The organism is Chryseobacterium sp. CFS15 (genome assembly GCF_031118795.1).
Taxonomy (GTDB): Bacteria; Bacteroidota; Bacteroidia; order Flavobacteriales; family Weeksellaceae; genus Chryseobacterium; species Chryseobacterium indoltheticum.
Map to the genome: position 1 here is coordinate 246,036 of NZ_JAVHYL010000001.1, position 22,804 is coordinate 268,839.

At 33.7% G+C, this 22,804-nt stretch carries 22 protein-coding genes; 5 read left to right on the forward strand and 17 right to left on the reverse strand.

What is annotated here, in order from left to right:
* Positions 1-40: 40 nt before the first annotated feature.
* The 5 genes from OH814_RS01180 to OH814_RS01200 all read right to left on the reverse strand — a co-directional run bounded on the left by OH814_RS01180 (position 41) and on the right by OH814_RS01200 (position 5,911).
* Complete coding sequence (locus tag OH814_RS01180; protein ID WP_308826803.1) at positions 41-2,434, reverse strand: 3-hydroxyacyl-CoA dehydrogenase/enoyl-CoA hydratase family protein; 2,394 nt, start codon at positions 2,432-2,434, stop codon at positions 41-43.
* 117 nt (positions 2,435-2,551) lie between these two features.
* The gene (locus OH814_RS01185) at positions 2,552-3,001 is read right to left on the reverse strand and encodes a MarR family winged helix-turn-helix transcriptional regulator (RefSeq protein ID WP_076558283.1); all 450 of its coding nucleotides are present in this window, start codon (positions 2,999-3,001) and stop codon (positions 2,552-2,554) included.
* A gap of 166 nt (positions 3,002-3,167) precedes the next feature.
* A complete protein-coding gene (locus OH814_RS01190) occupies positions 3,168-4,091 on the reverse strand; it encodes an ABC transporter ATP-binding protein (RefSeq protein WP_308826804.1) in 924 nt (307 codons plus the stop codon).
* Between the two features lie 269 nt (positions 4,092-4,360).
* Entirely contained in the window at positions 4,361-5,332 is a 972-nt protein-coding gene (locus OH814_RS01195; protein WP_308826805.1) for an iron ABC transporter permease, read from the reverse strand.
* Between the two features lie 18 nt (positions 5,333-5,350).
* Positions 5,351-5,911, reverse strand: a complete 561-nt coding sequence (locus tag OH814_RS01200) for a TlpA disulfide reductase family protein (RefSeq protein ID WP_308826806.1) — start codon at positions 5,909-5,911, stop codon at positions 5,351-5,353.
* A gap of 113 nt (positions 5,912-6,024) precedes the next feature.
* Between OH814_RS01200 and OH814_RS01205 the strand changes: the two genes are divergently transcribed.
* Complete coding sequence (locus tag OH814_RS01205; RefSeq protein WP_308826807.1) at positions 6,025-7,149, forward strand: iron-sulfur cluster-binding domain-containing protein; 1,125 nt, start codon at positions 6,025-6,027, stop codon at positions 7,147-7,149.
* The gene (locus tag OH814_RS01210) at positions 7,146-7,763 is read left to right on the forward strand and encodes an ElyC/SanA/YdcF family protein (RefSeq protein WP_308826808.1); all 618 of its coding nucleotides are present in this window, start codon (positions 7,146-7,148) and stop codon (positions 7,761-7,763) included. Before OH814_RS01205 ends, OH814_RS01210 begins: the two co-directional genes overlap by 4 nt.
* Here the strand turns inward: OH814_RS01210 and OH814_RS01215 are convergent.
* On the reverse strand, positions 7,760-10,357 hold the full coding sequence (locus OH814_RS01215) for a BamA/TamA family outer membrane protein (protein WP_076558291.1): 2,598 nt from the start codon (positions 10,355-10,357) through the stop codon (positions 7,760-7,762). The genes OH814_RS01210 and OH814_RS01215 overlap by 4 nt on opposite strands.
* Here OH814_RS01215 and OH814_RS01220 point away from each other — a divergent pair.
* Positions 10,343-11,068 carry an RNA methyltransferase gene (locus tag OH814_RS01220; protein WP_308826809.1) on the forward strand — a complete coding sequence of 242 codons (726 nt, stop codon included), beginning with the start codon at positions 10,343-10,345 and terminating at the stop codon, positions 11,066-11,068. The genes OH814_RS01215 and OH814_RS01220 overlap by 15 nt on opposite strands.
* An 82-nt stretch (positions 11,069-11,150) precedes the next feature.
* On the opposite strand, the gene OH814_RS01225 is transcribed toward OH814_RS01220, so the two are convergent.
* From OH814_RS01225 to porQ, 5 genes are all read right to left on the reverse strand, one after another.
* Positions 11,151-11,648, reverse strand: coding sequence for a phosphoribosyl-ATP pyrophosphatase (locus tag OH814_RS01225; RefSeq protein WP_076558295.1), 498 nt, complete (start codon positions 11,646-11,648; stop codon positions 11,151-11,153).
* A gap of 3 nt (positions 11,649-11,651) precedes the next feature.
* The gene (locus OH814_RS01230; protein WP_076558297.1) at positions 11,652-11,960 is read right to left on the reverse strand and encodes a phage holin family protein; all 309 of its coding nucleotides are present in this window, start codon (positions 11,958-11,960) and stop codon (positions 11,652-11,654) included.
* Between the two features lie 79 nt (positions 11,961-12,039).
* Complete coding sequence (locus OH814_RS01235; protein ID WP_076558299.1) at positions 12,040-12,390, reverse strand: YtxH domain-containing protein; 351 nt, start codon at positions 12,388-12,390, stop codon at positions 12,040-12,042.
* Positions 12,391-12,469: 79 nt separating this feature from the next.
* On the reverse strand, positions 12,470-13,156 hold the full coding sequence (cmk, locus tag OH814_RS01240) for a (d)CMP kinase (protein WP_076558301.1): 687 nt from the start codon (positions 13,154-13,156) through the stop codon (positions 12,470-12,472).
* A gap of 80 nt (positions 13,157-13,236) precedes the next feature.
* The gene (porQ, locus tag OH814_RS01245; RefSeq protein ID WP_076558303.1) at positions 13,237-14,229 is read right to left on the reverse strand and encodes a type IX secretion system protein PorQ; all 993 of its coding nucleotides are present in this window, start codon (positions 14,227-14,229) and stop codon (positions 13,237-13,239) included.
* A gap of 166 nt (positions 14,230-14,395) precedes the next feature.
* Between porQ and pyrH the strand changes: the two genes are divergently transcribed.
* Both pyrH and frr read left to right on the forward strand, forming a co-directional pair.
* Positions 14,396-15,103 (forward strand): UMP kinase, encoded by a 708-nt coding sequence (gene pyrH, locus OH814_RS01250; RefSeq protein WP_076558305.1) that lies wholly within the window; start codon positions 14,396-14,398, stop codon positions 15,101-15,103.
* A 111-nt stretch (positions 15,104-15,214) separates the two neighbouring features.
* Positions 15,215-15,769, forward strand: a complete 555-nt coding sequence (gene frr, locus OH814_RS01255) for a ribosome recycling factor (protein ID WP_076558307.1) — start codon at positions 15,215-15,217, stop codon at positions 15,767-15,769.
* Between the two features lie 58 nt (positions 15,770-15,827).
* Here frr and OH814_RS01260 read toward each other — a convergent pair whose 3' ends face one another.
* The 6 genes from OH814_RS01260 to OH814_RS01285 form a co-directional block, all read right to left on the reverse strand.
* A complete protein-coding gene (locus OH814_RS01260; protein WP_308826810.1) occupies positions 15,828-16,469 on the reverse strand; it encodes a hypothetical protein in 642 nt (213 codons plus the stop codon).
* A gap of 103 nt (positions 16,470-16,572) precedes the next feature.
* Positions 16,573-17,178, reverse strand: a complete 606-nt coding sequence (locus tag OH814_RS01265) for a hypothetical protein (protein WP_123885042.1) — start codon at positions 17,176-17,178, stop codon at positions 16,573-16,575.
* 106 nt (positions 17,179-17,284) lie between these two features.
* Positions 17,285-18,739, reverse strand: coding sequence for an LptF/LptG family permease (locus OH814_RS01270; RefSeq protein ID WP_123885041.1), 1,455 nt, complete (start codon positions 18,737-18,739; stop codon positions 17,285-17,287).
* Positions 18,740-18,807: 68 nt separating this feature from the next.
* Entirely contained in the window at positions 18,808-19,455 is a 648-nt protein-coding gene (locus OH814_RS01275) for an outer membrane lipoprotein carrier protein LolA (protein WP_308826811.1), read from the reverse strand.
* Between the two features lie 130 nt (positions 19,456-19,585).
* Positions 19,586-20,047: a hypothetical protein gene (locus tag OH814_RS01280; protein ID WP_308826812.1), complete on the reverse strand. Its 462-nt coding sequence runs from the start codon at positions 20,045-20,047 to the stop codon at positions 19,586-19,588.
* Between the two features lie 23 nt (positions 20,048-20,070).
* Positions 20,071-22,599: a DNA translocase FtsK 4TM domain-containing protein gene (locus OH814_RS01285; protein ID WP_308826813.1), complete on the reverse strand. Its 2,529-nt coding sequence runs from the start codon at positions 22,597-22,599 to the stop codon at positions 20,071-20,073.
* Positions 22,600-22,804: the final 205 nt, after the last annotated feature.

Genomic DNA, 22,804 nt, shown 5'->3' on the forward strand with positions numbered 1-22,804 from the left:
ATTCGTAGCTATTAACAGTTCGCTCCTACGGAGCTCCTTATTAATTTCTCAATGGTTTTCCTTTCTGTAACATAAACTGGATTCTCTCCAAAGTTTTTCTTTCACCACAAAGTTGCAAGAATGTCTCTCTTTCAAGATTCAATAGGTATTGTTCAGTCACAACAGTTGGTTCAGAAAGATTTCCACCTACCAAAACGTTGGCTAATTTATCTGCAATTTTCTTGTCGTGTTCAGAGATGAAGTTTCCGGTTAACATTTGGTCGGTTCCCACGTAGAACATTCCCAAAGCATCTTTACCCAATACTTTTACGGTTTGTTCTATAGGTTGTGTATAACCTTGTTCAGCCAATAATTTTGCTACTTTTTTAGCTTCGGCAATCTGACGTTTCTTGTCAACCACTACGATATCTTTTCCTTTCTCAAGAATTCCCATATCGTAAGCTTCGTAAGCTGAAGTTGCCACTTTTCCCATCGCAATATTCATGAAAGCTTCACGAAGTCTGTTATTTTTCACATCATCACTGTGGAATTCTCTTGAAGTTCTCAAAGCAAATTCTTTAGTTCCGCCACCACCAGGAATTACACCAACTCCGGTTTCTACCAATCCGATATATGTTTCTGCTGCCGCAACAACTCGGTCGGCGTGCATTGTCATTTCGCAACCGCCACCAAGCGTCATTCCATGAGGAGCGACAACGACAGGAATAGAAGAGTAACGAACTCTCATCATCGATTTTTGGAAGTAAGCAATAGCCATATTCAAATCATCCCAATCCTGCTCAATCGCCATCATTAAAATCATTGCCAAATTCGCTCCTACAGAGAAATTTGTCCCTTGATTTCCGATTACCAAACCGTCATATTCTTTTTCAGCTAAATCAATCGCTCTGTTTAATCCGTCCAAAACTTCACCTCCAAGAGAGTTCATTTTAGAACGGATTTCGAAGTTGATAATTCCGTCGCCTAAATCTTCAATCGAAGCTCCCGAATTACTCCAAAGCGTTTTATTTTTTCTGATATTATCTAAAATAATGAAAGCATCCTGACCCGGAATTTTGTTGTATTCTCCTGAATTTTTATCAACGAAAATACTTTGTCCTTCATCATTTACTTTATAGAAAGATTCTACATTTTTAACCCAGTCTGAAACTTCGTAACCGGCTTCTGTAGCCAATTCGATTCCTTTTTGAACACCAACGGCATCCCAGATTTCAAAAGGACCATTTTCCCAACCGAAACCTGCTCTCATCGCATCGTCGATTTTGTACACTTCATCCGAAATTTCAGGAACTTTATGCGAAACATAAGCGAATAATGCTCCTAAAGATTTTCTGTAAAGCTCTCCGGCTTTATCTTTTCCACCAATTAAAACTTTAAATCTGTCAATTGGTTTATCTATACTTTTAGTTAACTCTAAAGTTGGGAAAGAAGATTTACCTTGAAGTTCGTATTCTAAAGTATCAAGATTTAATCCGTGAATTTCAGATTTTCCGTCTGCTCCTTTTACTTTTTTGTAGAAACCTTGTTCGGTTTTTGAACCCAACCATTTATTATCAACCATTTTCTGGATGTAATCAGGCAGTGCAAAAACATTATTAAAATCATTAGCTTCAACACCGCTGTTACGAACGCCGTTTGCAACCATTACCAAAGTATCTAAACCTACAACATCAGCAGTTCTGAACGTTGCAGATTTTGGACGACCAATAACCGGACCGGTTAATTTATCAACATCAGAAACATTTAAACCTAATTTCTGAACATTATGAAGCAAATCCATCATTGAGAAAACTCCAATTCTGTTAGCAATAAACGCAGGGGTATCTTTCGCTAAAACAGTTGTCTTACCTAAGAATTTTGCGCCATAGCTCATGTAGAAATCAATGATTTCCGGTGCTGTATCTTTTGTAGGTATAATTTCCAACAATGGAAGATATCTTACCGGATTAAAGAAGTGCGTTCCTGCAAAATAATGCTTGAAATCATCGCTTCTTCCTTCTACCAACATATTAATTGGAATTCCTGAAGTATTTGAAGAAACTAAAGTTCCCGGTTTTCTGAACTGTTCGATTTTTTCGTAAACTGATTTTTTAATGTCTAGTTTTTCAACGACAACTTCAATAATCCAGTCAGTGTCTTTTATTTTAGCTAAATCATCATCAAAATTCCCAACTTTAATTCTATCCGCAAATTTCGGAGAATAGAGTAGAGCCGGACTTGATTTTTTCAGTTTTTCAAAGTTTTCTGAAGCAATTCTGTTACGAACAGCTTTGTCATCTTTGGTCAAACCTTTTTTCTGCTCGGCTTCATTTAATTCAAACGGAACAATATCGAGCAGCGAAACCTGCACGCCAATATTGGCAAAGTGCGCAGCAATACCGCTTCCCATAATTCCTGAACCTAATACCGTCACGTGTTTGATTCTTCTTTTCATTAATATTTATTTTAGTTATTATCGCTTAAGTAAACCTTTTCAATTTTGATTTTAATAAGTTTTATTTACAAACCATTAAATTTTTTCAAATCTCTCCACCTTTTCAAGAAGAGATTTTTATTTCCTGTTATTCAAGTCGGCAGCAATTTTCATGATTTCACTCATTACTTCTTTGAAGGTTTCCAACTTATCGGGAGCAATTTTTTCCATTACTTTTTTGTTGAAATTCACCACCACTTCTTTAGACATATTTCTTGAACTTAATCCTTTATCGGTAAGCTTAATGATGACTTCTCGTTTATCGGTAGTTGTTTTTTCTTTGTAGATGTAGCCGTTGTCTTCAAGGAGTTTAATAATCCTTGTGAGGGAAGTTGGCTCAATGGCCATTTTGGGGCCTAAATTGGTACTTCTTGTACCTTCTTTGGGATCAATTTTTAATAAAGTTAAGGCTTGTACTGCAGTAGAATCGTGCTCTTGTGCGAGCTCAGTATACATTTTCGAAACAGCCAACCAAGTCTGTTTCAGAATGAGATCTACATTTTCTGTTTTCTCTTTATTGTTATCCATCATATTTTTTGCTTATCGGTTTTATCAAATGTAGTAAATATTATGCATGCATAGTATTAATTAATAGTAAAATTTATTAATTAATTGAATTACAGCATGTTAAAATGTATGACAAGCATAATACTATGCATGCATAGTATATAGAATAAACAATTAAAATAGCGTATTAATAAAGCTTTGAGATTAAATTAATGATTTCTTCAAAGGATTCGCATTTGTGCATTTCATTTTTGTACGAAATCTCCCAAAATGTGTTGTTATACTTAAATTGAAATAATGAAAGGTCTTTTTGAAAGTTTTTTTGCAATAAAGAATACAGCATTTCTTTTTGAATTTCGGGTGAAATAATGGAAGGAGCCACAAAATTTTCATTCACCTGAAACAGTGATGCGTTGGTTAATTCATTATGATCAAGTAAAACATCTTCTACAATTCCAGAAAACAGTTCCTGATTTTTTACATACCAGATTTTATCTGCAAATTCTTTTGCCAAACGCCAGTCGTGTGATGAAAACAAAATCAGTTTGTTTTGCTCTTTTGCGAGTTTTCGAAGTGTTTTTAGAATAATAATTTTATTTTTTTCATCCAAATGAGTAGTTGGTTCATCCAAAATAATAATAGGGGAGTTCTGTGTTAATGCACGTCCAATAAAAGCCTTTTGCAAATTTCCGTCAGATAGATTTTTTAAAGGGGTATTTTTGTATTCTACTAAATCTAACTCTTCAATAATATCTGAAACTTCTTCCCGGTCTTCTTTTTTAAGTTCAAAATAAAAAGGATAATAAATATATTTCCCCAACGAAATTAAATCTTCAACTGTATAATTTTGCGGAATAATCGCTTTGGAAAAAACGATGGCAATATTTTCGGCAATCTCTTTTACAGATAGATGTTTTACATTTTTATTGTTAATCGAAATTTCTCCATCTAACAAAGGATTTTGATGAAGAATCGATTTTATTAAAGTAGTTTTTCCAACACCGTTATTTCCTATTAACAAGCAAACGTCTCCTAAATTCAAAGATGCATTAGCATTTGAGATTAAGGTTTTATCGTAACCAATATTGGCTTGTTTTATTTGTAGGTGCATTTGTTGGTTTTTAATTTTCTGCAGATTTGACTTACTCGAACTTACGTTTCACAGATTTACACAGACTTTTATTTTTTCTCCTTGATTTTGTTTTTAATTTTTCACATTCTGTTTGTCATGCTGAAAGCATCTCTACAAAATTAGTTTTAGATTCCTGCGGAATGACAAACATCTATTTAAACTTTAAGTAATATTCTCAATCATTTGCTTCATCTGCAAAATCTACGAGAGAATTTAAAATTGACTATTGACTTCATTCACCATTCACTTTACACCTTATTCTGTTTCAAAAGCATCATCAAAATTACAGGAATTCCAAAAACCGAACTAATAACATTTAAAGGAATCTGCGATTTTTCTGCAATAATTGAGAAAAACAACATCATCAACATTCCCAAAAACATATTCAGAATCCATTGCTGCCAAAGTTTTGCAGGGTTATAAATCAATCTGCAAAAGTGAGGAACAATAATTCCTATAAAAAGAATAGGTCCTAAAAATGCCGTAACCGAAGCAGAAAGCAAAGAAGAGGCAACAATGATCATCAGTTTCAGATGATTTAAATTAACTCCTAAACTCTGTGCATACGAACTTCCGAGAGAATTTCCGATTAAAGGTTTTATTGTTTTAAAACAGATTAACAATCCAATAAAAACTAAAACAGACAGCACGATAATCTGATTTCTCGACACCATATTATTGGCTCCAAAAGACCATAAAATATAGTTTTTTAAACTTTGATTTTCTGCATAAAACTGAAGCAGAGAAACGATAGCTCCCGCTAAAGCAGACACCAAAAATCCGAAGATAATAAGATATGATTTATCCTGAAACTTATTTGACATTGAAAGCAAAACAAGCATCAACAACAAGCTTCCGATAATTGCTGATAAACTTAGAAAACTGTTTTGAAGAAATTCAGGCAGTAAAATATTATGTGAAAAGAAAATGTAAAATGCGACAGATAAGCTTGCGACAGATGTAATTCCTAAAATATCTGGCCCAGCAAGAGGATTTTGAAAATATTCCTGCATCAGAAAGCCCGATGTCGGAATTGAAATTCCTGCCAAAAGCATTACTAAAACCCGATTTACACGAATTTCTGCAATCTGGCTATTGGTAGAATCCTGGAAAAAATCCTGGAAATTTAAAGACAAAAATCCTGTATTCAGATTAATGAGCGCCGTCAAAGTAACTGCGATCAGTAAAAATAAACACAGGATTTTAAATTTTTTAGACATCTTCGAACTAGAATAATCTTACTTTAGAAAAGAATCAATTTGTGAATTAAGCATTTCTTCAGTCATTGAACCTTCAGATTCTTCTACCTTATCACCTTTTCTGAAAAAAGTAAATGGAATATTATTTCCTCTCCATTGTTGAAAATTGACAAAAAAGTCTTGATTTAATTTACTATCATCAAGAAGAAGAATTTTATCTGCCAGACCACTTTTTTGTGCAAAAGCTGGAACTTCGGTTTCCCAAGCTGGCTTGTTATAAATATTTATAAATGTAAATTTTACAGGTTTGTCTTTTAATTCTTCAATTTTCTTTTTAAAATGAGGCATTTCCATCATGCATGGGCCACACCACGTTGCAAAAAAATTGGTTACATATAAAGTATCATTATTTTTGGATAGAATCTCAGTTAATCCTTTCTGATCAACTTCCTTTAGTGCTATTTTAGAAGTTTCAGGTTCTGCATCCTTTTTAATATCCGCTGAATCTGCTACGGCGATATTTTCTTCCGTTTTTTCTGCTTCTTTTTTACAACTTAGCAATGCAGTAGCCAAAAGAGCAGTTAAAATTATTTTTTTCATACGGCCTATTTATTTTTTGTTATTTATTATGATCATTGCAAACAATTCTGTTATCAAGAAAATCTCAGCAATGGCGGTTTCATAATTATTTTTTATTATTTTTGAATTGCAGTATGGAACAACAAATCTATAAAGGGAAACTCACGCAGTTTCATCGGTTAAAAATAGCTAAAAAAGAAAAGCTGACCAAAAATACTTTTTCTTTGGAGCTCGAAATTCCTGAGGATTTAAAAGAAAATTTTCAATTTGAGGCCGGCCAGTATGTAAGCATTCAATTTCAGTCTCACGGTAAAAATGTTATCAATGATTACTCGATGACGTCGGCTCCGTATGAGAAAAAAATAGTTTTGGGAATCAAAATAAATTCAGTGCAAAGTGCTACTTCGCAGCTATTTGAAAATTACGAAATTGGAGATGAAATTTTGGTGAGCGAACCTGGTGGAAGATTTACTTTAGTTTCTAAACCCAGTGAATTCAGAACGATAGTAGGTTTTGCTGCAGGAATCGGAATTACACCGATTTTAAGCCATTTTAAAAACATCCTTCATACCGAACCGAGAACGAGACTTTTTTTATTTCTTGGAAACAAAAGTTCTGAAGAACTTGTTTATCGCGAACTTCTCGATAATCTTGCAAGTAAGCATCATAACAGACTGCAGATTTTTTATTTTTATTCGCAAGAAAAAACAGCAGATCAATTTTTCTACGGAAGACTGGACGCAAAAAAATTAAACTTAATTATCAATCAGATTTTGCATCTGGATGATACGGATGAAGAATCTACAATTTGGGATGCCGTTGACGAAGTCTTAATCTGCGGAAAAGGGGAGATGATAAAAACGTTGGCCAATGCATGCTATCATCACGGAATTCCAAAAAAGAATATTCACTTTGAATTGTTTGAAGAGTTTAATGATGATATTTATCCTGTAGAAAAAGAATTTCCGTTGATTGAGGATGTACAGGTAGATTTTAAACTTTTAGGAAAAAACTATCAAATTGAGCTTCCAGATAACCGGGAGAAAATTCTACAGCAGCTTCTGACTCAAAAATTTCCGGTTCCTTATTCCTGCAAATCCGGAATTTGCGGAAGCTGTGAATGTACTTTGGAAGAAGGCGAAGTAGAGCTTTTGGAAAACGAATATCTTACCGAAAAAGAAGAAGCACAGGGGAAAATATTAGCATGTATGTCGATTGCAAAAAGTAAGAAAATAAAGCTTAACTTTGATTTCAATTGAGATTCATCCGAAACATATTCAAATTATTTTTTGTATCAGTAGAAATTGTTTTTCTTCTGATATGTTTGTCTAATGCCTGGGTTTTCGGACTCACCAATGGGAGAACATATACCAAAATATCAAAAATTCCGCCTAGAGAAGTTGCTTTGGTTTTAGGAACATCACCAAGAATGCGTTCCGGACTTTCAAACCCGTATTTTACCAAAAGGATGGATGCCACGGCGTTGCTTTATCATCACGGAAAAATAAAAAAGATCATTGTAAGCGGTGAAAAAAGTAAAGGATATAATGAGCCCGCTGCGATGAAAAATTATCTTATTTATCAGGAAGGTGTGCCCGAAGAAATCATAATGGAAGATCCGGAAGGTTTTAATACCTATAAAAGCATTTTGCGGTGTAAAGATGTGTACAACAAGAAAAATGTGATTATTGTTTCCCAGGGTTTTCACAATCTGAGAGCTTTGTTTTTTGCAAGAAACAATAATATGAATGCTTTAGGATTTGACGCTCAGGACGTTACAAAACCGGAGAGTTACTACAGAAACCAATCCCGCGAAATACTTGCAAGAGTGGCCGCTGTAGTTTATTTTATTTTTGGAATTTCTTCCGATTAGAAAGGATATCCGAAAGCAATATTCAATGTAGGTTTTAATGGTTTAATATCATGGAATCTCCATCGGTCACCATCAGGCTTGTTTGGATCGTAAATTTTATACGCTAAATCGACTCTTAATGTAATGTAAGCAACATTTACTCTCAGACCAAAACCACTACCAATCCCCATCTCTTTGATGAATTTATTGAATTTAAACTGGTCATCAAAACCATTATTTTCAGTATTCCAAACGTTTCCAATATCTGTGAAAATAGCACCTTCATACATATCGGTAAAAGGAATTCTGTATTCTATATTTGTTGTCAGTTTAATATTTCCCATCAAATAAGTACGAACTTTCTCGTCAATCTGCGAGCCACCCGGGCCTAAGCCTCCAAATGCAACCCAAGCACGGATATCATTAGAACCACCATTAAAATAAGATCTTACAAACGGCATTGTTGAAGAATTTCCGTAAGGAATACCAATTCCTATAAACTGTCTAAGTGCTAAAGTCTGATTACCATTAAATTTAAAATACTTTCTGACATCAAAATCAAATTTCACAAATTGCGCATACGGAATTCCGAAAATTGTTCTTTCAGGACTTCTTAAAATCCCGCCTTCATCTTGTCTTTTCTGATTAAATATACTTGGAATATTTCCCGCCAATTCTACTTTTCCATTAAAATAAAAAGCATTGGGATAATCTTTTTTACCAATTTCATTATAAATAAAATTATAAACCATTGATGAAATTAAAACATCCTGAGTTTGCCTGTCTTTGTTTACTAAAGTACCTGTAAAATCTAAAAGTCTCTCTGCTTTTTCTCTATCAAGTGTACCTACATATCCGAGATCTTCTATAATTCGTTGAGAAACCTGATCTCTTGTAACAAGTCCGGCATTGAACTCTTGCTCTAACTGAGGATTATAAAGAAAATAATCTGCGAAAGCAGCTCTTCTCACCACATCATCACCAATAAAGAAATCATAATAACTGTCTTTATTCTTCGTTAAACTGAAAAGTGTATTAAATAACGTTAAACGGTGCGAAACCTGATCATTTACATTGGCAAAATAATTCAGACCGGTATTGAAGTTGGTTCTTCCCAACCCGATATTATTCTGTACCGATGCTCCCAAAACGATCGACGATGTGGGAGTATATCTTTTAGGAATCAATTTGTAATAGTTAAACGGAAGCAGTAATCTAGGGAAACTAAGAGAAGCCTGCGCAGAATATTCATACGCTAAAATTCTTTTATCCAGATTTTTAGGATTTCTGATAGATCCGAAAGTTCCTGCTAAACTTGTTGTAAGGTTTTCGGCACCATGAAATACGTTTCTGGTCGTTAAATCAACCGAAGGTGATATCCCTAAGTTTAATAACTGTGAATAATTAATATCTGTTCCTATCTTCAGTTCATATTTATCTAAAGGTTTTAGAATGTATAAAACATCCACAATACTGTCATTCGGAGAACTTGCGCCGCCTTGTCGCAAAGAATCTTTAGCTTTTAGAATACTGAAATTATTCATGGCCAAAAGATTTCTTTTGGTAAGGTCTAATTTTTTCTGATCATAAACTGCTTTATTATCAACAATAATGGTTCTCCATAACGACGAAGTCTTGTAGTTTTCGTTCATTTTATGAAAACGAATTCTTCGAAGACTGTCTTTTACTGTTTTTCTTGGAAAATCGTTGTGATTATCGACAATTGCAACATCAATATTTCCAAAAGTAGCTCTTTTGTAAGGTCTATTGACAGAGTCTTTACGAATCTCTAAAACCAAAGGAACTTCTTTACGGCTCAAAAGAGAATCAGCTACGAAACCTACTTCATCATTACCAGCATTGAATTTATAATAGCCATTTTCACGCATCCAATCATTGATTCGGGTAATTTCTTTTTCTAATACCGTTTGATCGAGCAATTGCCCTCTTTTTACCAAACTTTCATGCATTTTTTGCTGATAAAGCCCTTTGATGCCCAAATCTGGGATATTATAATAGTATTCTTTAATATTGGTCGGGCTGTTATGTGTAATAGAATATTTTACAGATGCCTTTTTAGCTGCTGAATCAAGCTTGTGAGCGTGTTTCACTTCTGCATCCCAAAAACCTCTGTAGACCATTCTTTTTTCAATAGATTCCGCACTTTTTTCAGTTCTTGTCTGATCCAGAATCACCGGTGGAGTTCCCCAATTATGATATAATCTATCCATGAAAAGACTTTTCCCCACACTGCTTTGCATATTATATTTAATGAAAAGAGAATCACGCAGTTTCTGATTTCTCATTTCACTTGGATAGGTCATATATTCATTAAGAATAGTATCGTATTTAGGATTTGCAGCATTATAGAAAAGAAGACTTAAAGGCATGAAAAGCAACTGCTTTTTATTGGGTTTCTGCTGCACATAATCTTCCAGCTCGTCATCAAAAAACTGCTTTTTATCTTCAAATTCAAAATTGTTCTGAGTAAGCAGATATTCACCATCCGGAACTTTTTTTGTGGTACTACATGCATAAAGTAAACCTACAAATGTTGCAAATGATATTATTTTATAATATTTTTGAGGAGAATTCTTAAAATGCTTACAGCTCATACAATTAAAATTTTACAGTCTTTAGATAAAAAGAAGTTCAGGCAAAAATACAACTTGTTTTTGGTTGAAGGGAATAAAACTATTCTTGAACTTCCTAAATCTAACTTTAAAATTAAAGAAATATTTTCTACACAACCTAGCAATTTTCTTTCCAAAGATGTTCAATTTACGCACATTACTGAAAATGAACTTAAAAAAATAAGTTTTCTACAAAATCCTAAAGATTCTGTAGCTGTTTGTGAGTTATCAGAAAAGTCTGAGTTTACTGACAAAGATTTTCAGTTGGTTTTAGATGGAATTCAGGATCCGGGGAATTTGGGAACCATTATCCGTTTGGCAGACTGGTTCGGAATCGAACAAATTATTTGCAGTGAAGATACCGTAGATTTTTACAATCCGAAAGTTATTCAGGCAACGATGGGTTCTTTTACCAGAGTGAATATTGTGTATTGCAACTTGGTAGAATATCTTTCAAAAACTGAAAACATCAATGTGGGAACCGATATGGAAGGAGAGAATATTTATCATTTCGCAAAACCAAAAAAAATAAATTTGATCTTAGGAAACGAAGGAAATGGAATGCGTGACGAAACAGAAAAATTTCTTCACCAAAAAATAAGTATTCCAAGATTCGGAAAATCGCAGTCTACAGAAAGCCTGAATGTTTCTATGGCAGCGGGGATAATTTTGGGACAGCTCTTCAGAGTTTGAGAGCTATAGTGTTTGGAGGGTTTTAGAGTGGGAGAGAATGTAAAAACACTAAACGCTCCGACTCTAAAACTCTCAAACAAATTTATATAAGTTGCTCCATGCTGGATACACTTTTTGTTTTTTGATAAGCCTCCAACTTCTTACGGATAAATTTCAAAGCCATTGGTGCTACATAAATTAATGCTGCTCCCAAAATCTTCTTTTTCCAGTTTGAGCTTTTCATATTTTTCTTTGCATAGTTTGCCACAAAGGCAGTTACTGCAAGTTTCATAACAGTGTCTATTGCATCGCCTTTAAAAGCGCTTCCGGCAATTCCCATTGCTGTATTTTTACTTAAGAAAAGATCTTTTACCTCAGAGGTGATCTGTTTTGCGATGACATCTTTTCTGATCACTGTAGTTTCTTCGCCGTCTTCATCAATTTTTTCCTTTAAATACTGATCGCTAAGACCATTGGTAAATGCACTCAGGCTTTCTTTTGTATTTTTAAAAGTTAAAAGAGCTTCAAGATCATTAATTTCACTTTTCAAAAGTTTCTTCTTCCTTTTAAGTTCTTCCAGACTCTCGTAATTTCTGCCCATAGTTTAGTGATTTAAAAATTCGATTACTTTATTTGCCACCATGTGTACGATTCTTTTCTTAAAGGTAACAACTAAAAACATTATCACAAAATAAAATCCTGCAACAATAAAGAATCCATATGAATAGTTATCTAATGCTTTTCCTATAAGAAATGCTAATCCAAAATTGAAGAGAATGATAAAAAAACCAAAAGCCACCAACAATATCACCAAATATGCAATAACACCTGCAGAAATTGAAGATTTCTCTGTGGCCTCAATTTTTAGCAAATCTATTCTTTTAGATGCGTATTCTTTAATTGTCTCAATCATCCTTATATTTTTTTAAAAGTTACAAAAAAAGGAACTCTTTTAACTAAGTTCCTTTTTTATATTTAATAAAAATTAAATATTAATTCTTAAGATCGTTCAATCCAGATTCTACATCTTTTACCATATCGGTAGTTTTAGAAACAATTTGATCTTTGTATTTGTCATATCCGTCTTTTACGGTATGCGCTACATTGCTTGCAGTTTCTTTGAAAGTAGAAGAGATACTATCGTACTGATCTTTTACTTTTTCAGATACTTCACCATATTTATTTTTAGCCTGATCCTTCAAATCTTCAGCCTTAGTCTTGATTTTTTTTCTTGTTTCTTTTCCTTCTTCAGGTGCATAAAGCATTCCTAAAATTACACCTGCTGCAGCACCTGCTAATAGACCTGCCAAAATACCTGCTGTATTATTTCCTTTTCTAGACATTTTTTGTTTTTTTAATAGTTAATAAATACTAGTTTTCGTTTTAAAAGGTTACAATTAATATACCAATCAAGGTTTATGACTAATAAAAATTGTTAATTTTTGTAAGATATTGCAATATACTTTCTATAGTTTGCCTTTTTGTCAGATTTGTATTGTCAATTACGATGGCGTCTTCTGCCTGTCGCAATGGCGAAATCTCTCTTTCACTGTCAATACGGTCTCTTTTTATAAGGTTTTCTTTTACACTTATTTCATCAGCTTCTATTCCTAAAGATAAAAGCTCGCTGTATCTGCGCTTTGTCCGTTCATCGATGCTTGCAGTAAGAAAAAATTTGAAATCGGCATCGGGTAAAACTACAGTTCCGATATCTCTTCCGTCCATTATCACGCCGCCATTTTTTGCAATTAGTCTTTGTGCATCCAGCAGAAAGTCTCTTACTTCTTTCTGTTTTGCAATTAAACTTACATTATCAGACACTTCATTGGTACGGATTTCTTTGGAAACATTAATATGATTAAGGTAAAGAATCAATTCTTCATCTTCTCTTTTAAATTCCAGCTCAATTAAATGAAATGATTTGAAAAGTTCAGGTAAATCGATTTTACCATCTTCGTCCATACAGTTTTGCAGAGCAAACCACGTAATCCCACGATATAAAGCACCGGTGTCTAAATGGACGATGCCCAATTTTTCGGCAATAATTTTTGAGATTGAACTTTTCCCCGTAGAAGAAAATCCATCGATAGCGATTACTGGTTTTTTCATATCACAAATTTCAAGAAATTTTATTAAAAAATCAAGTATGAATGAACGATAAAGTTTAATATTTTAAGTTTTGCGGTTCGTTACTGTCCTTGGTGACCGCTCAAATCTACAGAAATCCCTATTTGATTAACATTTGAAGAATTATGATATCTTACATGAGCATAATCTAAACGGAATTTTGAAATCTTCAGACCAAAACCTGCAGACAAACCTGTAAAATTTCGCTGATCAACAACGGCAAGCTCATTTCCTCTTCTTACATTATAGCCTAATCTTATATTGAACCCTTTTTCAGGGAAAAGTTCGGCACCAAGAGAAAAGTGATCGGCAATTTTTCTACCGAAACCAATTTCCTGCCCGTTGACATTATAATCAGAAGAAATATCAAATTTCTGCAAATCGTGCGCTGTAATGGTAATCGCTAAAGGAATCGCCTTTAATATTTTTGTATATCCCAAATCTATTCTAAACGGAAGATTTTCTCGTTCGCCATTGAAAGATTTAAACTGATATCCGAAGTTTTTGAAAACCACAGAGGCAACTTCTTTACTTTGCTTGTTGTGATACGTGACACCTGCAGTTCCGGATAGGGCAGAAGAAGTATAAGTGTCGATTTTTGAAGTGATAAAATTTAATCCTCCACCAATCGTCCAGTCTTCTTCAAACTGATAAGCATATCCTGCGCCTACAGCAACATCAGAAGCAGAAAATTCTCCCATTTCAAAACCACTTTCATCGGTTCTTGGGATATTTCCATAGCTTAAATATCTCGCATTTAAGGTAACCATATGCCCATTATCTAAATCTTTTGCAAAGGCTACCGTTCCAAACTTCGAATCTGCCAGATAAGTAGAAGCGTTTACTGAAAGCTGTTTATCTGAATCTTTATTCAACAAAGCAGGATTGGCAATGGCAAAAGACACATCATAATCTCTAATGGTAATAGCATCGCCACCTAAAGCAGCCTGTCTTGCAGAGACAGGAATATTTAAGAAAGAATAAACGTTTGTTCCAGTTTGTGCAAATGAAACAATTCCCGAAAGAAATAGTGAAAAAATTAGAACTTTCTTCAAATCAGTATTTAATTAATGCAAAAATAATCCTTTTTGCTACTTATCAAAATATTTCTGACATTATTTATGTATAATATTTTTCTTTTTTTCAATATTTTTAATGATTATATTTGCAAAGTTAATTTCCAGGGAAATTAATTCTCAAAAACTATTATTAAAATAAAAGATGAAATATAAAAGAATCCTTCTGAAACTGAGTGGTGAGGCATTAATGGGGAACAGACAATACGGTATCGATACCGAAAGACTGATAGAATATGCTCAGGAAATCAAGAAAGTGGTTGACAGAGGCTGCGAAATTGCAATTGTAATCGGAGGAGGAAATATTTTCCGTGGTGTAGCAGGAGCTGCAAAAGGAATGGATAGAGTACAGGGCGATTATATGGGAATGCTTGCAACCGTTATCAACGGAATGGCTTTACAAGGTGCTTTGGAAGATGCCGGAATCAGAACCAGACTACAGTCTGCTATCGAAATGGATAAAGTGGCTGAACCTTTCATCAAAAGAAGAGCGGTAAGACACCTTGAAAAAGGCAGAGTAGTAATCTTCGGGGCAGGAACAGGAAACCCTTATTTCACAACAGACACTGCAGCTACATTAAGAGCCATCGAAATAGGTGCTGATGTTATTCTTAAAGGAACCAGAGTTGACGGTATCTACGACAGCGATCCTGAAAAAAATGAAAATGCAGTAAAATATAATTCTTTAACTTTCGAAGAAGTTTTTGAAAAAGACCTTAAGGTAATGGATATGACTGCCTTTACATTAAGCCACGAAAATAAATTGCCAATCATCGTTTTTGATATGAATAAAGACGGTAATTTATTGAAAATTGTAGACGGAGAAAATGTAGGAACATTAGTGAATCTTTAAAAAAAAAGAGCAAAGTAAAAAGGTAAAAGTTTAAAGTACAAAACCCTAATTACTTATTACTTATTATTGATTGCTCATACAATGTGTAACTTATCAAATTTTTATTATATAATGGAAGAATTAGATCTTATCGTAGAATCTGTAAAACATGATATGGAAGCGGCTATAAAGCACTTGGATCATGCATTTCAAAGAATCAGAGCGGGGCGTGCGTCTACGAGCATGGTTCAGGATGTAATGGTAGAATACTACGGTGCGCCGACTCCTCTTAATCAGGTTGCTAACGTTTCTGTACCAGATGCGATGACCATCTCTATTCAACCTTGGGATAGAACTGCGATTGGGGCTATAGAAAAAGCAATTATCAATTCAAATTTGGGTTTTGCGCCATCTAATAATGGTGAAAATATTATTCTTAACGTTCCACCTTTGACGGAGGACAGAAGAAGAGAATTGGCAAAGCAGGCTAAAGGAGAAACAGAAGATACTAAAATCGTTGTAAGAAATGCCAGACAAAACGGCATCAAAGAATTGAAAAAACTGGAAGGTGTTTCTGAAGATGCTATTAAAGGTGTTGAAGAAGAAATTCAGGCACTTACAGACAAGCATGTAAAACTTTGTGACGAGCATCTTAAAACAAAAGAAGCTGAAATTATGAAAGTATGATTTTCAGTTATTGAAAATATTAAAAAAGAGGATTCAGCGATGAATCCTCTTTTTTATTTTATAAAATACAGTCTGTTTTTCCTTTTTTGTCTTTATTTTTCAGAAGCACTTCAAATGTTTTTCTTAATTCTGTATCATTACATTTTTTACTTTCTCCGTCAGAAACATTTTCAGGTTTTGATTGATTTTTAGTTCGCAGTGTGTATTTTTTATCTCTGCACGAAATTAATTTGTCATTGATGTAATAAAATCGTTTTTCTTCTACATCATCTTTTGTTTCCGGTTTTTCTGGTGTTCCTCCGTCAAAATTCCAAACGGTTTCTTCCTGAAAAATAAAAAATGGCTTTCCATTTTTTAAGTAATAATTTTCTACAGATGAAAAATGGCTGTCACCATGAAAATGCTTTATACTTTTCAACTCACCATTTGAACTGTAATAAACAACGTTTCCTGACACCTCATCACATTCATAATCAAAGCTTGCAGAATCAAGCTTTTTGCCGATTAATTGATTATTAACCAAAGCATATTCTGCTTTAATTTCTTCAATCGTTTGCGGTGAATTGTTTTTATTAAGAGAATCTTTGGAAGAAATTTGTTGTGAAGTGTCTGTTGGAGAATGTACATCAATCGGTTCTTTCTTTTTGTCTTCACAAGAAAACAGAAAGACAAGACTTGGTAGCAGAATGAGTTTTTTCATTAATAATATTTTGTTTTTTTGAGAGCAACAAAAAATATGCTAATGAATTCACTAAAACATTTGTATTATTCTAGTTTTTCAAGTTTTGTTTCAAAACCTGTTTTCAATGTTCATTTCTTTTTTTCATTTCTACACTTTTGTATTTTTCATACAGTTGCGCACATTCAGAAGTAAAATTAGAAGGAATTTCATCATTAAAATCTTCCAGATAAATTTTTCTAAATACCATCTTAGTTTTAATTGTCGGAATTTTGATTAACTCTCCATTTTCATTATTGGCCAAATGGTCAAAATAATTCCAATCGCCTATATAATTTCCCGTAAGCAAATTTACGCTTGATTCTCCGCTGCCGTCGTTGACTGCGTTTCCAAATTCATAACGGCTCATCCCAATTAAACGAATACGTTTTTCCTTTTTCTCAAACCTGAATTGTGCAGAATATCCGCTGCGCATCCAATTATTATTAAGTTCGAAACCATTTTTAGTTTCACTTAATCCGGACGAAATTTCATTTAAATATTCAATAGGTTTACTTTTTTGAACTTTAAAATCTTTTGAAGAAAGCTTACAAATAATTACAGAATCTTTCCTGTCTAAGAAGATCGAATCTTTCACCGAATCAAAATCTATATCTTTTAATAACTGGTCCTGAGCAGCTATAAAATTACTAGAAGAAATAAGAATAAGTATTTGAAGAAGGCTTTTCATATTTTGTGTTTGGGTTTAAATATCAAATTCACATGTATTTTTGGAGATATTAATTTAAGTATTTAATTTAAATAAAAAAATCCGAAATTTCTTCCGGATTTGATTGTTATTGATAACGCTGATGCTCTTTCTGTTTTACGAAAAGTTTCGTAATTGGTTTGAAGAAGGCTTTGTATTTCTCAGAATCAAACAACTGAGAATCTGTCAAGGCTTTATAAGTCATTAAAATTCCGAACGGGAATAATATAATGTTTGGAAGCCAGGCCGCCAAATACGGGCTCATTTTCCCCGACCATGCAATATTTTCAAAACCTACATTTATTACGTAGAAAATAATGAATATTACAATCGCTATAATTACCGGAACTCCCATTCCTCCTTTTCTGATAATAGATCCTAAACTCGCCCCAATCATAAAGAAAATGATACACGTAAAAGAGTAGGTAAGGATTCTTTGCTGGTAAATAACGACTTTACTGAAATATTTAACGCTTGGATCCAGCTCTTTATTTTTTGTATCTAAACTTGTTTTCAGATTATCAAGCCTCGAATATGCATTCGTAAGAAGTTGCAATTTTTTTTCGCCTTTTATAGAATCGAGCTTATATTGTGATTTTACAGGAGCTTTGGTCTTGTTTTTATCCATATAAGTAACTACAGAATTGGTTTGGTTAATAATATCGTTACTGATATTATCTACCGTTCTGTTGTTATCTTTTTTAGTTTTATCAATCGTGGCCAGAAGCTCTGTATAGGTCTGAAAACGGTAATCATCCGTGATCTGTTCTTTTTCGATAGCCTTATCAATCAATTCACTGATATCGAAGTGAATCGTTAAGGTGTCAAATTTTGTAGCCTGATCGGGTTGCTTTAATCTTACATTATCAGCTTTTCCGGCATAACTGTCTTCAATGACACTTCCGTTATACAAAATAAGCTTCATGAATTTTCGGTTTTTTGCATTAGCAAACTTTCCTTTTTCAGCTACTATTGTCTGCTGGTTTTCATAATTGCCGGCTTTTTTATGAATGAAAATACCTTCCAGATCTCTACCATCTTCGCCTTTAATTTTATCAAATTTTACCATCACACCGGGTAACTGATCAATAAACTGTCCCGGAGTAAAATTTAATGCCGGCTTGGTTTGAGCAATATTAAAAAGCATATTTTTTGCTTTTCTCTGAAAGTCGGGGATAATATTATTTGAGAAAAAATAGAGCATGACTGCTAAAACAGCTGTTACCCCTAAAAGCGGCATCATCACTCGCGTTAAAGAAATTCCGGCAGCTTTCATTGCTGCAAGTTCGTAGCGTTCTCCCAGTTCACCGAAAGACATGATACTTGCCAATAAAACCGTCAACGGTAAAACCATACTTACAACACTTACTCCAAGATAGAAAAGGAGCTTCATGATCTGTAAAGTCGTTAAACCTTTACCCATAAACTGACCAAGCTGAATCCAGATAATGTTTACAATAAATATAAAAAACAGTACACTGAATATAAATAAAAACGGACCAAAAAAGGTCTTGATGATATATCGGTCTAAGATTTTAAACATTCGCCAAAATTAATGAAAAAGCCACAAAGTTTTCTTTGTGACTTTTAAATTTTAATATTTATTTAGAATTATAATTCTGTAACAAGATAATTTTTGAATTTTGCTTTGTCAAAAACAAACATATTCGGGTCTAATTGCTGATTTTCTTTGTATTCTTTTATCGCAATTACAGAGATATCTTTATTGTTTCCGTATTGCTCTAGTTTCAGCATTTGTTTTTTGGCTGAGTCTACATACAGATAGATATACTTTAATCCGTTTGCTTTTACCGGAGTTAATTTAATCAAGTCTGCATTCACACCGTCAACAGCCTTTTTACCGCCATACACAACATTGTAATCTTTTCTGTAAGTCGTAAGATAATTGATAGGAGAGAACATGGTACTGTTTGCATTTGGTTTTGCCACCGTTACTTCCATGTCTTCAGTATTGATATTATAGATTTTATTTCCGTCAAAAATCTGCTCGGTTTCCATGATTTTCAACTTGTATTTATTACCTGCCGAATAATAAATGCCGGGCTCAGTTTTAGAAACCGCTCCGTTCATTCCGCTTCCAAAAGCAAATTTGAAATATGAGTTTTTCTTAGAATTGTAGTTGGCCGTAATATCGTCTAATATTTTTTTTGCTTTAGCATCAATTTTCTGAGCCTGTACAGAATCGATACTTCCTACGACTAATGTTCCTACAACTATTTTTGATATTATTTTTTTCATTTCTATTTTTCTGATTTTTCCTATTCTTTAGACTTTCGTACAACCTGAAAGTTAAAATTGGATGTTTTTAAATTTTAATTTCGCAAATCTTCCAAAAACTGTTCCAAATGATCGATACAAAAAAGCTTATCTATTTATTATGCTCAATTCTATATCTGTATTTATCGAAATTATCAGGCAAAATATTTGTAACAGTTGCTTTGTTTGATGTGATAGTAGGTTCTAATCTGATTACTTTTGTATTTTCATTAATATTAATCTCATGAGTGCTTCTCATATTTACCATATCGATGTGAAGAATTTTAAACTCGTGATTTCCTTTATTAAGATCAACAATCAGATATTCTCGAGCTTTGATTTGTCCGAGCGATTTAGCATCAACCCAAACATTTAATCTTGCGGTATTGTCTGCTGAATGTAATATTCCTGCACCATTATAAATCAAAACTTTGCCATTGCCCAAACTTTCTGTGTTTACAATATCTAATTTTACTGTACTATAATCACTGGGAATTGATTTCAAAGCGCAGGAAGATAACATCAATATTGTCGAAACAAGAAAAATTCCTTTTGTAAATTTTAAAATTTTCATCTTTTATATTTTTAAAGTTGTTATTAATTTCTTAAATCTTCTAAAAATTGCTCCAAAGAATACAGATCGCTTATCAAAACTTCTCTGGCTTTAGCACCATTAAATCCGCCAACGATACCGCTTGCCTCCAATTGATCCATAATTCTTCCGGCTCTGTTATAACCCAATTTCAATTGTCTTTGAAGCATTGAAGTAGAGCCTTGCTGAGTGGAAACAATAATTCTTGCCGCTTCTTCAAACAAAGCATCTTTTTCGTTAGGATCAAATGCACCAACTGTACTTGTCGCTTCTTCTGAAACATATTCGGGAAGTAAAAAGGCAGAAGCATATCCTTTTTGTTCTCCAATAAACTCAGCAAGTCTTTCAACTTCCGGAGTATCTACAAATGCACATTGAAGTCTTAAAATTTCGTTTCCGTTAAAATAAAGCATATCTCCTTTACCAATCAGCTGATCTGCACCTGTAGAATCTAAAATTGTTCTGGAATCTACACTCGAAATTACTCTGAATGCAGCTCTTGCAGGGAAATTGGCTTTAATCATCCCTGTAATAACATTTACAGAAGGTCTTTGTGTCGCTACGATCAAGTGAATTCCTACCGCTCTTGCCAACTGTGCCAATCTCGCAATGGGAAGTTCAACTTCTTTTCCGGCAGTCATAATCAAATCTGCAAACTCATCGACTACCAAAACAATATAAGGTAAATAACGGTGACCGTTTTCAGGATTTAATTTTCTTTCGGTGAATTTTTTATTGTATTCCTTTAAATTTTTACAGAATGCATTTTTAAGTAAATCATAACGCTGATCCATCTCAATACATAGAGAATTCAAAGTATTGATTACTTTATTGGTGTCTGTAATGATTGCATCGTCAGAATCCGGAAGTTTTGCCAGATAATGTCTTTCAATTTTTGAATATAATGAGAGTTCCACTTTTTTAGGATCTACCATTACAAACTTCAATTCACTTGGGTGTTTTTTGTAGAGTAGGGAAGTCAGGATTGCATTGATTCCGACAGATTTTCCTTGTCCGGTTGCTCCCGCCATCAAAAGGTGAGGCATTTTTGCTAAATCTGCCATAAACACTTCATTCGAAATTGTTTTACCAAAAACAACAGGCAAATCCATATCTGTATTCTGGAATTTCTGAGAAGCAATCACCGATCTCATAGAAACCATCGTCGGATTTTTTCTCGGAACTTCAATACCAATCGTTCCTTTTCCAGGCATTGGCGCAATAATTCTGATTCCTAAAGCAGAAAGATTCAAGGCGATATCATCCTGTAATTTTTTAATTGAAGCCACTCTGATTCCAGCTTCCGGAACAATTTCATACAAAGTCACTGTTGGCCCGATCGTCGCTTTAATTTCAGCAATTCCGACATTAAAGTTTTTTAGAAGTCCGACAATTTTATTTTTATTTTCTTCTAATTCTTCCTTATTAATCGAAATTTCTTCATTTCCGTATTCTTTCAACAAATCTAAAGTCGGCATTTGGAATTTTGCCAAATCTAATCGATGATCATACAAACCATGTTTATCAACCAAATCCTGAGACTGCTTGTCTGCATCATCAATAATATCAATAACCGGAGCAACTTCAACTTTAAATTTGATGTCATCCGTTTCAGAAGAGCTTAAAACAGGAGCATCAAAAGCATCTTCAGGTTTTATAGCAGGAATTGTAGGTGTTGTTGTAATATTTAAGTTTAAAGTAGGCGCCGCTTCTTTGTCTTCCTCAAAAGAAGTCTGATTCGGTGTCACAATTGTTTCTACTTCTGCAATCGGCTGAGTTTCCTGAATAACCGGAGCTTGCTTGGTCGCTTCAGGTTTTTTTCTATTTTCGGATAGATCGGTTACGGTAATATTTGGTGTTTCTTCAATTACTTCTTCTTCCAATTCCTGATCGGCATCAAAACTCTGATCAGAATTTGGCATCATCGATCTTACTTTACCGATGGTATTTTCATTAATTACATCAAGTTTAGCTTTTATTGAGCTTGGCCGAAGATTAAATTCAAGAATAAAATACAGGGCAATACTCACAATTAAGACCACCCAAAGACCAACATTTCCGATAATCGCAGAAAGGGAATCCATAATTTGATAGCCGTAAACCCCGCTTAACACTCCACCATTACCATTGCCTCTTGTAATAGCACCCAATAAAATTGGTAACCAGCAAATGAAAAAAAGCGAGTGCCCGAAAGTCATCCACGGTTTAAAGATTTTTTTCTTTAAAATCATTGTTCCGAAGACTACAAATAGAAAAGCAACAATAAATGAAGCAATACCAATACTTTCAAAAATGAAAATATTACCAAGCCAATCGCCAAGTTTTCCAAATATGTTTGATGATTTTATCGTCTTATCCAATATAGTTCCGGCCTGGCTCTGATCTGCCTTCCAGTTCATTAAATATGAAATAAAAGACAGCGTAAGCACTCCGGCAAAAACAATAAATGTAAGTCCGAAAAAAATACGTGGTTTTGATAAGATTTTGCCTGCCTCAGGCATTTCCTGTTGGTTTTTTTGTGATTTCTTTTCCATAATGTCAGTCTGGGCAAATTTAATGTTTTTTTTAGATTTTAAATATTTTTTAGGAGAAAACACGTTTGTTTTTTGATGTGACATTTTAGGAAGATAATTACGCCTTATTTTTATGGTTAATTTAATAAAATAAAGCTTATTAAGAACGTTTAAAAATAAGCAAAATCCCTTTTTAAGTGACAAAAAACAGCTTTTTTTAGCCTCC

Bases quoted from the DNA above. Each gene is read 5' to 3' on its own strand.
- OH814_RS01180 (WP_308826803.1), bottom strand. From the start codon at position 2,434: ATGAAAAGAAGAATCAAACACGTGACGGTATTAGGTTCAGGAATTATG.
- OH814_RS01185 (WP_076558283.1), bottom strand. From the start codon at position 3,001: ATGGATAACAATAAAGAGAAAACAGAAAATGTAGATCTCATTCTGAAA.
- OH814_RS01190 (WP_308826804.1), bottom strand. From the start codon at position 4,091: ATGCACCTACAAATAAAACAAGCCAATATTGGTTACGATAAAACCTTA.
- OH814_RS01195 (WP_308826805.1), bottom strand. From the start codon at position 5,332: ATGTCTAAAAAATTTAAAATCCTGTGTTTATTTTTACTGATCGCAGTT.
- OH814_RS01200 (WP_308826806.1), bottom strand. From the start codon at position 5,911: ATGAAAAAAATAATTTTAACTGCTCTTTTGGCTACTGCATTGCTAAGT.
- OH814_RS01205 (WP_308826807.1), top strand. From the start codon at position 6,025: ATGGAACAACAAATCTATAAAGGGAAACTCACGCAGTTTCATCGGTTA.
- OH814_RS01220 (WP_308826809.1), top strand. From the start codon at position 10,343: ATGCTTACAGCTCATACAATTAAAATTTTACAGTCTTTAGATAAAAAG.
- OH814_RS01215 (WP_076558291.1), bottom strand. From the start codon at position 10,357: ATGAGCTGTAAGCATTTTAAGAATTCTCCTCAAAAATATTATAAAATA.
- OH814_RS01225 (WP_076558295.1), bottom strand. From the start codon at position 11,648: ATGGGCAGAAATTACGAGAGTCTGGAAGAACTTAAAAGGAAGAAGAAA.
- OH814_RS01230 (WP_076558297.1), bottom strand. From the start codon at position 11,960: ATGATTGAGACAATTAAAGAATACGCATCTAAAAGAATAGATTTGCTA.
- OH814_RS01235 (WP_076558299.1), bottom strand. From the start codon at position 12,390: ATGTCTAGAAAAGGAAATAATACAGCAGGTATTTTGGCAGGTCTATTA.
- cmk (WP_076558301.1), bottom strand. From the start codon at position 13,156: ATGAAAAAACCAGTAATCGCTATCGATGGATTTTCTTCTACGGGGAAA.
- pyrH (WP_076558305.1), top strand. From the start codon at position 14,396: ATGAAATATAAAAGAATCCTTCTGAAACTGAGTGGTGAGGCATTAATG.
- frr (WP_076558307.1), top strand. From the start codon at position 15,215: ATGGAAGAATTAGATCTTATCGTAGAATCTGTAAAACATGATATGGAA.
- OH814_RS01260 (WP_308826810.1), bottom strand. From the start codon at position 16,469: ATGAAAAAACTCATTCTGCTACCAAGTCTTGTCTTTCTGTTTTCTTGT.
- OH814_RS01265 (WP_123885042.1), bottom strand. From the start codon at position 17,178: ATGAAAAGCCTTCTTCAAATACTTATTCTTATTTCTTCTAGTAATTTT.
- OH814_RS01270 (WP_123885041.1), bottom strand. From the start codon at position 18,739: ATGTTTAAAATCTTAGACCGATATATCATCAAGACCTTTTTTGGTCCG.
- OH814_RS01275 (WP_308826811.1), bottom strand. From the start codon at position 19,455: ATGAAAAAAATAATATCAAAAATAGTTGTAGGAACATTAGTCGTAGGA.
- OH814_RS01280 (WP_308826812.1), bottom strand. From the start codon at position 20,047: ATGAAAATTTTAAAATTTACAAAAGGAATTTTTCTTGTTTCGACAATA.
- OH814_RS01285 (WP_308826813.1), bottom strand. From the start codon at position 22,599: ATGGAAAAGAAATCACAAAAAAACCAACAGGAAATGCCTGAGGCAGGC.